Below are 11,624 nucleotides of genomic sequence, written 5' to 3'. Positions count from 1 at the left end.
CTCTTCCTTTTTTCTTGATTTTTATTCTCTTTTGGGCTCTCATGAATAATGCAGGATAGCTTGTAGTAGAAAAGATATTTGTGGGTAAGATCGCTATGTTTTCTCCTGTAGCAATCGTGAAAACCTACCTATGTTAAAGCAAGTCAAACAAATCTCCTTAAGTTCCTTACTAATTGGATTGTCCGCGATCGCGGGTTTCGGCGTTTCCCCAGAGATAACGGCAGCCGCACCGAATATACGATTGGCAGACACCGTGCAGCCCACATCCGTTGACTTAGATGCGCTTGCAGATTCTCCTGCCTTATTTCCAATCCAGTCCCAAGGCAAAATCGGTTTTATCGATGCTACGGGTAAGATCGCGATTCCACCTCAATTTGAGAGTGTAAAATCTTTTGTTCAGCTTCCCAATGGATTGCGATTAGCGGCGGCACAGCTAGGAGGGAAATGGGGGTATATCGATACCAGCGGTAAGTTTGTAATTAAACCTCAGTTCACTGGAGCAGGAGATTTTTCGGAAGGGCTGGCGATCGTGGCATTGAATTATAAGGTTGGTTATATTGATGCCACGGGCAAAGCGATCGTACCGATCCAGTTTGAACCCATGTTTTTTGGATTTAGCGAAAATTTCTCTGATGGTCTAGCCGCAGTTCAGGTTGGAGGCAAGGTTGGCTATATCGATCGCCAAGGTAAAATGGTGATTCCACCCCAGTTTCAAATGGCGGGCAGCTTTTCGGAAGGGCTGGCATGGGTGCAGGTTGGCAAGAAGATCGGTTATATCGATAAAACAGGAAAATTTGCGATTCCAGCAAAATTCGATCGCGTCGAGGTGTTCTATAGCGGCACTTTTTCGGAAGGACTCGCATGGGTGGTAGTCAACCATAAGACGGGATACATCGATAGGACTGGAAAGTTCGCGATCCAACCCCAATTTCTCCCGATTCAAACATCTAACTTTACCGAAGGATTAGCAAGGGCTGTGATGGACGATAAGCAAGGGTATATCGATAAAACGGGTAAGTTTGCGATTTCAGGGGATTATGGTTTACTGGGTGAATTTCATGAGGGGCTGGCTCCAGTCTTTCTCAGCGATCGCGGCTATTATATCGATCGCACGGGCAAAATTATCATCAGTCTGCCAAAATCGAGCCATTTAGGAAGCTTTACCCATGGATTGGCTTGGGTTTCTGGACGCGACAAAACGGGCTATATCAATAAAACAGGGCAGTTTGTCTGGACGATTCCACACCGCTAAAAACGGGAATTGGGATGGAAGATTTTGTCATACCATTTTCAAAAAAGATGCAACGCATCTTTTTTGAAAAATCCGCGCTCAGCGCGGAATCCAAACTCCTATCTGTCGCATATTCAAGAGAAATCGGTCTCCAATGTAGCGGAGGGAGATTCGAACTCCCAACAACCCGATCCTGAGTCGATAACCCTCATTCTTCGACCCTTAGGGGTTGCCCGTTCGGATAAGGTTTGAACAAGGATGTTTTTGGTGCTCTACCATTGAGCTATCCGCCACAAAACCTAGAGTAGCACATATACTACAAAAATACTACAAAAAATATATTGGTAATTTTAAACCAACTGGGTTCAAGTGGCGATCGCGTCCTATTTCAAACAAAATCTAGAGGCTATAACCGCGACTCATCGATACTTTACGTGCTTCAAACAGTTTTAAAACTGCCTCAGTAATTAAGCCAATCACCTTAGAGTTACAACTAGCCAAAAACACTTCAGAGTCAATCTCTCTTTCAAAAAACTGTCTCGCCATTTGCAATAAATAACGAATTTCATCAAACCCAGAAGATTTCACCATAAATGTAGCGACAGGTGAGTTCCTCACATCATATTCAGAGTCAAGCGTTCTTCCCTTCTCTAATAATTCTAGTACTTCCTTTTCTACGCTGTTGTTTAGGGGAGATGGAATTTCCACGCAAGGAAGGAATTGCTCCAGTCCTGCAACCAATATATCCTCGGAGGGTAACTCTCCCATCATGGTTGATAAAGGAATATCGCGACCGATCCGAAAAGATAGAGCTTCTAAGACCGCGATCGAAGTCAACTTTGTACCGAGGTAAAGCTTGGCAACTTCTAGGTTATTACTGGTTCGTTCGAGCATTTCAGCATAGGCGCGATCGTCAGGCTCCCCTTGATATTGCCTAAACACAAGCTCGGGTCTGAGAAAGCTTATAAACCCTTCCATCTTTTGCATCGACTTGCGATAGCCATGCACCGTATAGGAATTTGTGTTTTTTAGATCGTGATTGGTCTCGGGTAATAAGTTCCAGGTATTGTTGAGAAAATGAGCCGAATTAGGGCTGGAAAAGTTCTGTACATCTCGATTTGCTAAACGCACCGATCGCTTTACGCTTTGGATAATATTTTCACTCGTCCACCCCAGCTCGAATTTATGATTTGCCTCTTCAAGTCGGTTATATAAAATATCACTGACCGTCAAACCTGAAGATGACTTGGGTCGAAACGGAATTGTTGCTTCAATACAGGCAGCAATTTCAACTAACTGGCTAAAGGCAAGCAAATTTTCTAGGGTTTTGAGGCAAATTAAAGCACTTAGAAATTCATTTTGCCCTGACGTGGGTTGCATCGATTGTCCGGGCACAAAACCAAAAATCAAGGCTACTAACGTAAAAATGTAATCATCTTGAAGTTCAGATGCTTCTAAAATCACGAGTTGTTCGTCAACTTCTTTGACAAAAGGTGCAATATATCGACTGATATTGACACTGACTCCCTGATCTACCTGTACGTAGACTAAATCGTGAAACAAAGCAGCAATCACCTCGATCGCATCGCCCCCATCACCCACCTCAAAAATATGATCTGGCGTATGAAATGAGCGCCACCGACCCGTCATGGTTTGGATGATTAACTCAGATATTTTGGTAAGTTGCGGCAAATCAATTTTTCCACCTAGCTTACCGACTGCCCAGAGTAAGCGCTCTAGGCATCTTTTTCTATCTTGTCCATTGTCCATGCAGCCCTCTTCAGCCTTTGCTTGCTTTAGTGCCTAATATTTATGCTCAAGATTTATGCCAAATAGCTACAGTCTAGTATTTGTGGCAATATTTGAGGCAAATTTATAGACAGATGTGAATGTATTAGATTGCAGTGTAATCATTAAAGCTATTTTCAGTTAAGTATGGTAGAGCAATGTAGCTCATTTAACCTTGAATAGTTTGCTAATCTGCATTTTTTGTATTTTCTTTTTAATCGGCCAAATTTCTAGCGAGACCTACAGGAACAAACTAACCCCACCCGTGCAATTTATGCAAGTTCGATCTACATTTTAATACCTATTTTATCTATGCCACAAACTGCTATCTCATTCACCGATCAAAAGAATTTGTAAGCACACTTAGTAATCTAAAACTTTAGTTCATACCTGAAATTTAAATAAGAAATTATCGTAATAGGATGAAACTTTTTAAGCATTAAAGGATATTGCTGCGAGATGAATCAAAAAAGCTGAGTAATATCTGCTGATGTGGGACTGCTAATGGACGCACTTGCTTGGCTTTTTCAGAATAGCGATCGCCTCGGGCAATATCTTCAATTGTCAACAAATCCATATCCCATCCTTCATGCAATTCCAAAGCCTCCAGACCCACCGATAGTTCGGCAAAAAAGACATGGCGTTTAGCGACCTCTGTAGGGTAGCAGCCCACAAGTTCGAGTTTAGGTGGTGCATAGCCAATTTCTTCCAACAGTTCGCGCTGCATGGCAAACTCTGGGGTTTCGTCTGCTTCTATGTGACCGCCAAACATCGACCAGCAACCGGGATGAACAATGGTGGGAATATCATCTCGCAGTTGCATCAAAAAACGATCTTGGTAACGCAAGATCGCGATCGCTACTAATTTTTGCGGCTTGTTTTCTGAGTTGTTCATCTTTAACATGTTATTTAACAAGTTGCTGCCTGCTCGCAGGATATTACCGCCAAAACACGACAAAAACACGAAGGCGCGACTATGTATCATTGAATACTATGTGAGTGCATTAATGCCAGATAATGAATAGATTAACGACCTATTATGAACGCAAACTGTGCCAGTAACCTGCGAGAAGATAGAAGCAATCAAGCTAGAGAAAGCTGAAACGGGAGCAACTTTTCTCAAACTTGCAAACGGTCTAACATTAATTCATCAAGAGATTCCCACAACTGCTGTTGTATCCGTAGATATATGGGTTCAGGCTGGAACTACATCTGAGCCAGAAGAATGGGCAGGGATGGCTCATTTTTTAGAGCATATGATCTTTAAGGGAACACAGAATATTTTACCTGGGGAATTTGACATTGTAATTGAGTCACAGGGGGGCATTGCCAATGCGGCAACCAGTCTCGATTACACCCATTTTATGTTCACAACCGCAGCCAATCATTTTGATTTAACCCTCTCCTATCTTGCCGATATGCTGCTTAATGCCAGCATTCCCGATGATGAGTTTTACCAAGAGCGACAGGTTGTGATCGAAGAAATTCGCCAAGCCCTTGACGATCCTGATTGGCTTGCCTATCAGCAGTTGATGGAAACCGTCTATGAAAACCATCCCTATAGCCGTTCCGTACTGGGCTCTGTTGAAGTTTTAGAACAGTTGACCCCAGCACAAATGCGTGCCTATCATCGCCATCACTATCATCCCAAACAGATGACCGTTGCGATCGTTGGCGCGATCGCTCAAGCAGAGGCAGTAGAAATTGTCAGCGCCGCCTTCGAGCATCGCGATGCTTTTGTAAGTCTTTCCATGGATGCCACGATTGCTGCTTCTCAAGTGCATGCTCCCATGAATGTAGCGAACGATCGCCCTAAAGCTAAAGTCAACATAACAGGGATTCGCAGACACCAAGAGCAATCGCCTCGACTACAGCATAGCCGTTTGACCCTAGCATGGCTGGGTGCCAGTGTGGAGTCGCTTGAGGATGCCCTATGCCTCGAACTGGTTTCGGTGATTTTGGCTGAGGGACGTTCTTCGAGACTGGTGCGAGAGTTACGCGAAGAGTTGGGCTGGGTTCAGGATATTGGTAGCGGTTTCACGATGCAGAAAGAACCCGGACTCTTTACCATTAGTGCCTATCTAGATGACAGCTATCTCGAACCTGTGGAGCATAAAATCGTGCATCAGGTGGCACAACTATCGACAACCTTGGTCACGGATGCCGAATTAGATCGAGCCAAGCGATCGCTCTGTAACAATTTCGCCTTTTCCCTAGAGTCACCCAATCAACTCGCTAGCTTTTTGGGGTATCACGGTCTACTCGGCTGTGAAGACCTATGCGCTAACTGGGCAACCACCTATTGCGAGCTAATTAGGCGCGCGCAACCCTCTGATATCCAAGCTTTAGCGCAAAAATACCTGTCCCCAGAACATTATGCGATCGCAAGCTTAATACCCATTTGAAGGTCAAAGTGACGCATTTTCTGTATAGTTTTGGGATCGATTACGAGCGAACATTGAACAGATGACGGATGCTTTACCTAAAGTCTCACCTGAAATTTTGAAACGCCAAACCTACCGCATGGTTCTCCCTAACGGTATCGTGGTCTTGGTGGTGGAAAACCCAACGGCAGACATCATTGCGGCACGTTGCTTTTTTAAAGGGGGGACAAGGGTAGAAACCTCCAATCTTGCAGGTATATCGCATTTGGTTTCCTCTTTACTCACCAAAGGCACAATCAACAACTCTTCTCAAGAAATTGCCGAACAGATCGAATCCATCGGTGCTTCGCTAGGAACGGAAGCTTCCCCCGATTACTTTTTACTCAGCATTAAAACGATTTCGGCAGACTTTGCCACAATTTTGACTTTAGCCGCCGAAATTTTGCGATCGCCGACTTTTCCCCTCACCGAACTAGAGTTAGAACGACGCCTGACAATTCAAGCAATTCGATCGCAGCAAGAACGCCCCTTTAGTATTGCCTACGATCACCTGCAAAAACTCATGTATGGCGATCATCCCTATGGATTCTCGGCATTGGGCACAGAACTAACCGTCGATGAAATTGAACAATCCGATCTATTCGCTTATCATCAGACCCATTTTCGCCCCGATCGGATGGTGATTAGCATTGCAGGAAGAATTACGCCCGAACGAGCCTTAGCCCTAGTAGAGGAAACTTTTGGGGATTGGCAACCTCAGACGCAAGTTACGCCACCCATGGTTGAGATGCCTCCCTTTCAGCCCAAACGCATGCTGTCGGAACAGGACACGCAACAGGCGATCGTCATGCTAGGGTATCGTGCGCCAGCCGTGAATTCAAAAGACTATGGGGCACTCAAATTAATTACAACCTACCTAGGTAACGGTCTATCTAGCCGCCTGTTTGTGGAATTGCGCGAAAAACGCGGACTCGCCTACGAAGTCTCAGCCTTTTATCCAACGCGCTTAGAGTTATCTCAGTTCGTCACCTATATGGGTACAGCACCCCATAATGCCGATATTGCTCTCAAGGGACTCAAAGCTGAATGCGATCGCCTCATCCATGACATGCTCGATCTAGATGACCTAGAGATTTCTAAAAGTAAGCTTTTAGGACAATACGCCTTGGGAAAACAGACCAATAGTCAGATCGCGCAGGTATTTGGTTGGTATGAAGTCCTAGGGCTAGGTGTGGCATTCGATCTCGACTTTGTTACCCTGATCGAATCGGTCACCGTGCATGAAATTCAACAAGCGGCCCAAACTTATTTGGTCACACCTGCTGTCTCTGTCGTTGGCTCTGCTGAAGCTTTAGGGACTTTGGTTTAGCTCAAATCCAGCCACTACGATGATGAGGGTATGTTTGCGCGATCGCTTTTGAAAAAATTTTCGCGTAATCGATCGCGATCGGTGTTAGTCTATATCTGGCTCGGATCTATGCGATCTCAACGCCCGAACCGTGTCAGGGTCGGAAGGCAGCAGCACTAAGGGATGCTTGGAATAGGCGTAGTACCCGGGCTACTTTATTGGTTACGTTTGGTAACCGAATTTAGTGACTGGAAATTCAGTTGAGAAAAATGACTCAATTGGCTGAAACTTATCAGATCTCTCAACAAATAACGATCGTGAGTAACAGTCAGAACCTACTTTCAGAAGTTATTTAATTATTTGAGTCACAGTATTATTTGTACTAAAGAGCAAGGAATAGATTAATGGGAAGAGCTAATAAAGTCGTCTTAGCATATTCTGGTGGCGTAGACACGTCCGTATGCATCCCCTACCTCAAGCAAGAGTGGGGCGTTAAAGAGGTCATCACTTTAGCAGCCGATCTGGGACAAGGCGATGAATTAGAGCCAATTCGCCTCAAAGCCTTGGCCTCGGGTGCAGAAGTATCCCTCGTTCAAGATGTCGTTGCCGAGTTTGTCCGCGACTATGCTTTTCCTGCGGTGAAAGCTAACGCCTTTTACGAAAACCGCTATCCGCTTTCTACGGCTTTAGCCCGTCCTTTAATTGCAAAAATCTTGGTGGATGCTGCTGCTGAGTATGGCGCAGATGCCGTAGCCCATGGTTGCACGGGTAAAGGCAACGACCAAGTACGTTTTGATGTTTCGATCGCCGCCTTAAATCCCAAGCTTAAAGTTTTAGCCCCCGCCCGTGAATGGGGAATGAGTCGCGAAGAAACGATCGCCTATGGTGAGAAATGTGGCATCCCTTCACCTGTAAAAAAATCTTCACCCTACAGTATTGACCGTAACCTGTTGGGACGCGCGATCGAAGCGGGCATTCTCGAAGATGCTTGGCAAGAAGCCCCCGAGGATGTGTTTGTGATGACCAAAGCGATCGCCGATACGCCCAATGAGCCTACCTACACTGAGATCGCTTTTGAAAAAGGCATCCCCGTTGGCTTGAACGGCACTGCGCTCGATCCTGTAGCGCTCGTGACGCAGTTGAATGCGATCGCGGGTGACAATGGCGTCGGTCGCATCGACATGATCGAAAATCGTCTGGTTGGGATTAAGTCCCGTGAGATCTATGAAACGCCTGCCATGAGCGTATTAATTGAGGCGCACCGCGATCTCGAAAGTCTCACCCTCACCGCTGATTTGACCCAATACAAGCGCAACATTGAGGAAACCTATTCCCGCATGATCTATAACGGTCTGTGGTACAGCCCTCTAAAAGTCGCCCTTGATGCTTTCATCGACAGCAGCCAAGAACGGGTATCGGGTACGGTTCGCATCAAGTTTTTTAAAGGTACTGCGGCAATTGTCGGGCGTAAGTCGGTCAATTCTCTCTATAATGAAGAGCTAGCTACCTACACCAGTGCTGACCTGTTCGATCATAAAGCAGCAGAAGGCTTTATTTATATCTGGGGCATGCCGACCCGTGTTTGGTCGCAAACAGCAAACGGCTAACTCACGGCTAACTTCTACCCTATGGCGAGCGATCCCCCCCGTACAACCTCAGAGGAACAGGTATTTTTTAATGGCAGACCCGCCGCGATCGGCAGTGTCGGTCGCCTGTTTCTCAGCATTATTACCCTCGGAATTGCTTGGCTTTGGTTTTGGCTAAAAAACATCAATACCCGTTATTTGATCACATCGCAACGGATTGTGATTGAAACGGGTATTTTTTCTCAAAAGATTGACACGATCGAACTTTATCTAATCGATGATATTCAGCTAGAAAAGCCCTTTAGCCAAAGACTAATGGGAACGGGAAATATGCTGCTGATCACACAGGATATCTCTACACCCAAAGTTTATCTAGAGCGCTTACCCTTGGATGTCCGCCAGCTTTATGAGCTTATACGCCCATACATCCAGAAGGGTAGACAACGCTATCGGATGCACAATGATGAGGACTTCGATCGCAGATCGTGATGGGGGTTCGTACCACATTGAGGTGGTGTTAGGCTAAACTGATGCTAAGGGCTGCAAATTGATTAGGGTTGTATTCCTAATTTTTCGCTCTGGTGAAATGCGGAAGTTATTAATTCTTAGATTCTCACGAACGGAAGTATTGTTCGCGATTAAAAAGGCAATTCATAGAATTTCCGTTAAACTCCCGTTAAACTAAAGTAATACAACTCATAGCACCGTACGATTAGCAGAAATGTCATCATCTTCTTCGATTTCAGTTAGAGAGCTACCCCTGTTTCCATTGCCTGAAGTTGTGCTTTTCCCCGGACAGTCTCTCCCTCTGCACATCTTTGAGTATCGCTATCGCATGATGATCAACACTGTCTTAGAAAGTGATGGCTATTTTGGCGTATTAATGTGGGACTCTGAAGCAGGGCAACCGACCAATGTTGGGTGCTGCGCCAAAATTGTGCAGCACCACCGCATGCCTGACGATCGCTTTAAACTCTTAACCCTTGGACAACAACGATTTCGGGTTTTAGAGTATATTCGCCAGACCCCCTATCGCGTTGGGTTAGTGGAATGGATTGAAGATGAGCCCAGTAACGATGCCCCCTATCTCTTGGCAACGGAAGTCAGAGAATTACTGGATGATGTCGTGCGCTTGTCTCAAAAGCTAACGGAACAAGAAATTGAGCTACCTCAAATTCCTCGCAGTCCCATCGAACTTTCCTATTGGATTGCCAGCAACTTTCAAGGGGCAAGTGGAGAGCAACAGGCATTGTTAGAAACCCTCGATACCGCCGCCCGCCTACGTCGAGAAGCTGAGATTCTTTCCTCAACTCGCAGTCAACTCGCCGCTCGGACTGTGCTTAAAGAGACCTTTAATCAGTCGTAGTTCTATTCCCAAACAATCTTTCTCCATTGAGAATAGAACATTTCATCTCTCATTCCTCTCATATAGGTAATTTCTCATGCGAATTGGTGTGCCTAAGGAAATCAAAGATCAAGAGTTTCGCGTGGGTTTAACACCTGCTGCTGTAGCAACTCTCGTGAAGCGATCGCACAAGGTCAGCATTCAAAAGGAAGCTGGTTTAGGAGCTGGTTTTCATGATGCCGACTATGTCAAAGCAGGCGCAACCATCGTTGAGACAGCAAAGCAAGCCTATGCCCAAGACATGGTTGTGAAGGTCAAAGAACCCTTGCCATCTGAGTATGAATTGCTACATTCCGATCTGATTTTATTTACCTATTTACATCTTGCCGCCAATCGCGATCTGACGAAGGCATTACTGCGATCGGGGGCATCTTGTATTGCCTACGAGACCGTACAAACAGCCACTGGGCAACTACCTCTTTTGACGCCCATGAGTATCATTGCAGGTCGCTTATCCGTACAGTTTGGCGCGCACTATCTCACCAAGCAACAGGGTGGAAGTGGGGTTTTGTTGGGTGGAATTCCAGGGGTGCGATCGGGACGCGTAGCGATTTTGGGGGGTGGTGTGGTTGGTACGGAGGCCGCTCGCATGGCAGTGGGTCTAGGCGCGCGCGTACAAATTCTTGATATTAGTTCGACAAGACTGAGCGAACTGGAAATCATCTTTGGCTCGCGGGTGGAATTGCTCTATAGTACGCCCAACAGCATTGCTGAAGCCGTCGCTGATGCCGATCTGGTGATCGGAGCTGTATTATTGGCGGGTGGTCGCGCCCCGATTTTGGTGTCAAAAGAACTCGTGGGGAAAATGCGATCGCATTCTGTCATTGTTGATGTAGCTGTAGATCAAGGTGGTTGTATTGAGACTGGGCGAACCACCTCCCATACAGAACCTGTCTACGAAGCTGAAGGCGTATTACACTATGGCGTACCAAATATTCCCGGAGCAGTGCCTTGGACATCCACGCAAGCCCTTGTGAATGCTACGCTTCCCTATGTCTGTGCGATCGCCCGTGAGGGCATGGATGCGCTCTCTCACGATCAGGTACTTGCGAAAGGTTTAAATATTAAAAATGGAATCATTGTCCATCCTGAAGTTTTAAAGACATTCCCTGATTTAGGGTAATAGATGGATAAAGAGTCTTGTAATGTTTAAATAATCTGAGTTCAGGTTAAGGATTCGGAACAAATCAAGCCGACTTGCTGGAACCGAGAGGTTTGCTCCCCCTGCCCTATCGGGCATCCCCCTTGAAAAAGGGAAGTGAGTTCTCCCCCCTTGAAAAAAGGGGGGTGGGGGGGGATCCTTGGGATGTATAGCATTTCAGGTTTTCTTATCCCGAACTGACGTTAAATATAGAATAGTTCGCACATCAATACGATCGCAGTGCCGATCGCGTAAGCAAGGATATCCATCCAATCAAAGGTAGTTCCGATCACGATCGCTAAAAGCTTGTATTGTCGTAACCCTAAGCGATCGACAAGATTCAAATACTGCAAACCTTCGATCGTACAGGCAAACCCAAACACAGACAAAGCGGCAACTGTTGTAGGAATCTTCCAAAAAGACCGAATCAAACAATAGACTTGTTTGGAAATAATAGATAATAACAAAACAGTTAGAAGGCGAGATGTAAATGCTAAACCTAGAACGCATTTTTAAACAGGATCGACTAATACGAGCAATGACGGGGCTTAATCTTAAAGCCTTTGAGCTTCTTTTACCGACGTTTACAGAAGCATATCGTCAAAGTCTGATCAAACCCGAAATCACGCGCAAACGTGAACTAGGAGGGGGACGTAAAGCCACTTTACGCACAATAAAAGACAAACTGCTTTAGGGCATCTCTAAAAATACAAACAAGAGTAGGAAGGGATTTGAGGAAAA

11 protein-coding genes, 1 tRNA gene and 1 other RNA gene are annotated in these 11,624 nt (G+C 45.6%); 9 read left to right on the top strand and 4 right to left on the bottom strand.

Annotation, left to right across the window (positions count from 1 at the left end):
* Positions 1-130: 130 nt before the first annotated feature.
* The gene (locus V2H45_RS22910; RefSeq protein ID WP_330486010.1) at positions 131-1,252 is read left to right on the top strand and encodes a WG repeat-containing protein; all 1,122 of its coding nucleotides are present in this window, start codon (positions 131-133) and stop codon (positions 1,250-1,252) included.
* 134 nt (positions 1,253-1,386) lie between these two features.
* Here the strand turns inward: V2H45_RS22910 and V2H45_RS22905 are convergent.
* The 3 genes from V2H45_RS22905 to V2H45_RS22895 all read right to left on the bottom strand — a co-directional run bounded on the left by V2H45_RS22905 (position 1,387) and on the right by V2H45_RS22895 (position 3,914).
* Positions 1,387-1,525, bottom strand: a tRNA-Leu gene (locus tag V2H45_RS22905).
* Positions 1,526-1,630: 105 nt separating this feature from the next.
* Positions 1,631-3,001: a hypothetical protein gene (locus tag V2H45_RS22900; RefSeq protein WP_330486009.1), complete on the bottom strand. Its 1,371-nt coding sequence runs from the start codon at positions 2,999-3,001 to the stop codon at positions 1,631-1,633.
* 457 nt (positions 3,002-3,458) lie between these two features.
* Positions 3,459-3,914: an NUDIX hydrolase gene (locus tag V2H45_RS22895; protein WP_330486008.1), complete on the bottom strand. Its 456-nt coding sequence runs from the start codon at positions 3,912-3,914 to the stop codon at positions 3,459-3,461.
* A gap of 157 nt (positions 3,915-4,071) precedes the next feature.
* Here V2H45_RS22895 and V2H45_RS22890 point away from each other — a divergent pair, with 157 nt between their 5' ends.
* From V2H45_RS22890 to ald, 7 genes are all read left to right on the top strand, one after another.
* Entirely contained in the window at positions 4,072-5,424 is a 1,353-nt protein-coding gene (locus tag V2H45_RS22890) for a M16 family metallopeptidase (RefSeq protein ID WP_330486007.1), read from the top strand.
* Positions 5,425-5,485: 61 nt separating this feature from the next.
* On the top strand, positions 5,486-6,772 hold the full coding sequence (locus V2H45_RS22885) for a M16 family metallopeptidase (RefSeq protein ID WP_330486006.1): 1,287 nt from the start codon (positions 5,486-5,488) through the stop codon (positions 6,770-6,772).
* A gap of 97 nt (positions 6,773-6,869) precedes the next feature.
* Positions 6,870-6,966, top strand: an RNA gene (gene ffs / locus V2H45_RS22880) — signal recognition particle sRNA small type.
* 189 nt (positions 6,967-7,155) lie between these two features.
* Positions 7,156-8,358, top strand: a complete 1,203-nt coding sequence (locus V2H45_RS22875; protein ID WP_330486005.1) for an argininosuccinate synthase — start codon at positions 7,156-7,158, stop codon at positions 8,356-8,358.
* A 21-nt stretch (positions 8,359-8,379) separates the two neighbouring features.
* The gene (locus V2H45_RS22870; RefSeq protein WP_330486004.1) at positions 8,380-8,826 is read left to right on the top strand and encodes a PH domain-containing protein; all 447 of its coding nucleotides are present in this window, start codon (positions 8,380-8,382) and stop codon (positions 8,824-8,826) included.
* Between the two features lie 232 nt (positions 8,827-9,058).
* Positions 9,059-9,703 carry an LON peptidase substrate-binding domain-containing protein gene (locus V2H45_RS22865; protein WP_330486003.1) on the top strand — a complete coding sequence of 215 codons (645 nt, stop codon included), beginning with the start codon at positions 9,059-9,061 and terminating at the stop codon, positions 9,701-9,703.
* Between the two features lie 76 nt (positions 9,704-9,779).
* Positions 9,780-10,865, top strand: a complete 1,086-nt coding sequence (gene ald, locus V2H45_RS22860; protein WP_330486002.1) for an alanine dehydrogenase — start codon at positions 9,780-9,782, stop codon at positions 10,863-10,865.
* A 221-nt stretch (positions 10,866-11,086) separates the two neighbouring features.
* Here ald and V2H45_RS22855 read toward each other — a convergent pair whose 3' ends face one another.
* Positions 11,087-11,350 carry a ribosomal maturation YjgA family protein gene (locus V2H45_RS22855; protein WP_330486001.1) on the bottom strand — a complete coding sequence of 88 codons (264 nt, stop codon included), beginning with the start codon at positions 11,348-11,350 and terminating at the stop codon, positions 11,087-11,089.
* Between the two features lie 23 nt (positions 11,351-11,373).
* Here V2H45_RS22855 and V2H45_RS22850 point away from each other — a divergent pair, with 23 nt between their 5' ends.
* Positions 11,374-11,577: a hypothetical protein gene (locus V2H45_RS22850; RefSeq protein WP_330486000.1), complete on the top strand. Its 204-nt coding sequence runs from the start codon at positions 11,374-11,376 to the stop codon at positions 11,575-11,577.
* Positions 11,578-11,624 lie beyond the last annotated feature (47 nt).

The sequence above is a fragment of the Tumidithrix elongata BACA0141 genome (assembly GCF_036349135.1).
In the GTDB taxonomy this organism is placed as follows: Bacteria; Cyanobacteriota; Cyanobacteriia; order Pseudanabaenales; family Pseudanabaenaceae; genus Tumidithrix; species Tumidithrix elongata.
Note: the sequence above shows the minus strand (reverse complement) of the source record. Positions and strands in the feature narration are given on the sequence as shown.

Coding starts and splice junctions, on each gene's coding strand:
- V2H45_RS22910 (WP_330486010.1), top strand. CDS start 131: ATGTTAAAGCAAGTCAAACAAATCTCCTTAAGTTCCTTACTAATTGGA.
- V2H45_RS22900 (WP_330486009.1), bottom strand. CDS start 3,001: ATGGACAATGGACAAGATAGAAAAAGATGCCTAGAGCGCTTACTCTGG.
- V2H45_RS22895 (WP_330486008.1), bottom strand. CDS start 3,914: ATGAACAACTCAGAAAACAAGCCGCAAAAATTAGTAGCGATCGCGATC.
- V2H45_RS22885 (WP_330486006.1), top strand. CDS start 5,486: ATGACGGATGCTTTACCTAAAGTCTCACCTGAAATTTTGAAACGCCAA.
- V2H45_RS22875 (WP_330486005.1), top strand. CDS start 7,156: ATGGGAAGAGCTAATAAAGTCGTCTTAGCATATTCTGGTGGCGTAGAC.
- V2H45_RS22870 (WP_330486004.1), top strand. CDS start 8,380: ATGGCGAGCGATCCCCCCCGTACAACCTCAGAGGAACAGGTATTTTTT.
- V2H45_RS22865 (WP_330486003.1), top strand. CDS start 9,059: ATGTCATCATCTTCTTCGATTTCAGTTAGAGAGCTACCCCTGTTTCCA.
- ald (WP_330486002.1), top strand. CDS start 9,780: ATGCGAATTGGTGTGCCTAAGGAAATCAAAGATCAAGAGTTTCGCGTG.
- V2H45_RS22850 (WP_330486000.1), top strand. CDS start 11,374: ATGCTAAACCTAGAACGCATTTTTAAACAGGATCGACTAATACGAGCA.